Here is a 1214-nt window from a genome sequence, read left to right as displayed (position 1 = left end):
CCGCCCGCGGCCGCGCCGAGCAGCATGCCGAGCTGCAAGGAGAGGTGGTTCAGGGCCAGGCCCGCGGCGAGCCGGTGCCCGCTGAGCAGCACCGGGGTGAAGGTCTGCTTGGCCGGCCCGCCCAGGGCGGCCAGCCCGGAGGCGGCGCCGGCGAGGACCAGCATCAGCGGTACGCCGCCCACGTCCGAGGCGGCCACCCCGGCCATCCCCACGCTGATCAGCAGCTGACCGTACGAGCAGCCCAGCGCCAGCCGCCGCCGGTCGACGTGGTCGGTGAACGCGCTGCCGGCCAGCGCGAGCACGATCAGCGGGACCGCGGTGACCAGGCCGACCAGGCCGACCATGGCGGCGCTGTGGGTGCGTTCCCAGATGTAGTAGACGACGGCGAAACCGCCGAACTGGCCGCCGAGGCCGGAGGCGGTGGTGCCCAGCCAGAGCCGGCGGAACGTGCGGTTCTCGCGCAGCGGGCGCAGGTCGACCAGGGAGTCGAGCGCGCTCACGACTGCTCGCCGGCGAGGTGGTCGCGCAGCCGCTGGGCGAACGGGCGGGCGCTCAGCGCGGCCTGGATGTCGGCCACCGCCCGCATGATCGGGTACGGCAGCTCGGCGTCCAGGGCCAGCACCGTCGCCTCGGTGGCCCGCCACTCGGCCTGCAGGAACGGCAGGAGCTCGCGGGACCGGGCGGTGAGCTGGACCCGGCGCTTGCGCCCGTCGCTGTCGCCGGCCGGCTCGACCAGGCCGGCCTTGCGCATCGCCGCGACGGTCTGGCTCATCGCCGAGTGGCTGACCTTGCGGCGTTCGGCGATCTCCTTGATGGTCAGCGGGCCGCCGCGGCCGAGCTCGATCATCGGGCCGACGAACCGGGTCCGGACCCCCTCGATGCCGGCCTCGGCGTACAGCCCGGCGATGTCGGCGTCCATGTCGGTGAGCAGGCGGAACAGCGGACCGTAGTAGCTGCTGTCGAGCAGATCGGGAGGCGGCATCAGGAAACTGTAACAGTGCTTATATAAATCCTGCGCCTAGGATGCCGGCATGGGACAGATCGACCTGCGGCGGCTGCGCCTGTTGCGGGAGTTGCGCGACCGCGGCACGGTCACCGCCGTCGGCTCCGCGCTGCACATGACCTCGTCGGCGGTGTCGCAGCAGCTCGCACTGCTGGCCAAGGACGTCGGCGCGCCGCTGCTGGAGCCGCACCCGCCGCCCGTGCGGCTCCAG

3 protein-coding genes are annotated in these 1214 nt (G+C 73.3%); 1 reads left to right on the top strand and 2 read right to left on the bottom strand.

Annotated features, from left to right (window positions below; translation table 11 throughout):
* Together AB0C29_RS49340 and AB0C29_RS49335 are read right to left on the bottom strand one after the other, a co-directional pair.
* A partial coding sequence (locus AB0C29_RS49340; RefSeq protein WP_360835424.1) for an MFS transporter occupies window positions 1-500 on the bottom strand: 500 nt, incomplete at its 3' end.
* On the bottom strand, window positions 497-982 hold the full coding sequence (locus AB0C29_RS49335) for a MarR family transcriptional regulator (protein ID WP_360835422.1): 486 nt from the start codon (window positions 980-982) through the stop codon (window positions 497-499). The genes AB0C29_RS49335 and AB0C29_RS49340, both read right to left, overlap by 4 nt.
* A gap of 49 nt (window positions 983-1031) precedes the next feature.
* Between AB0C29_RS49335 and AB0C29_RS49330 the strand changes: the two genes are divergently transcribed.
* Window positions 1032-1214: LysR family transcriptional regulator (locus tag AB0C29_RS49330; protein WP_360835420.1), on the top strand; the 183-nt coding region annotated here is incomplete at its 3' end.

This window comes from Actinoplanes sp. NPDC048791 (genome assembly GCF_040650095.1).
Lineage (GTDB): Bacteria > Actinomycetota > Actinomycetes > Mycobacteriales > Micromonosporaceae > Actinoplanes.
The sequence above is the reverse complement of the archived record's forward strand: the minus strand, read 5'-3'. Positions and strand labels throughout refer to the sequence as shown.